The organism is Polynucleobacter alcilacus, assembly GCF_018881545.1.
In the GTDB taxonomy this organism is placed as follows: domain Bacteria; phylum Pseudomonadota; class Gammaproteobacteria; order Burkholderiales; family Burkholderiaceae; genus Polynucleobacter; species Polynucleobacter alcilacus.
Genome location: NZ_JACVQD010000005.1, coordinates 1 through 308, shown reverse-complemented (window position 1 = coordinate 308; position 308 = coordinate 1). Strand labels below are relative to the sequence as shown.

Genomic DNA, 308 nt, shown 5'->3' with positions numbered 1-308 from the left:
ATGATCTGGCTAGCGCACATCACACCAGCCTAGATAGCTTATTTAATGGCACTGACTTTAATGGCGCTTCACTTGCCAGCTTAGGCGCAGCAACTAGCACCTTACGTGATAACGGTATTGATGAAGTAGAGCTCAATGTAGGTAACAATGATGCTGCTCACACAGTTCACCTGTCTGATGACAATGCCCACGCCTTACTCGATGCTGGCCTCTCGTTTGTAGAAGGTAACCATGTCACGGTCGATGCCCATAGCACCCACCTTAATAACAGCTTAAAAGATTTAGAGAAATTACACGTTGATGCGGTC

Annotated in this window: 1 protein-coding gene; it reads left to right on the top strand. The window is 46.4% G+C overall.

All coding sequences use genetic code 11. The features are described from left to right. Window positions 1-308: hypothetical protein (locus ICN45_RS10330; protein ID WP_216175724.1), on the top strand; the 308-nt coding region annotated here is incomplete at both ends.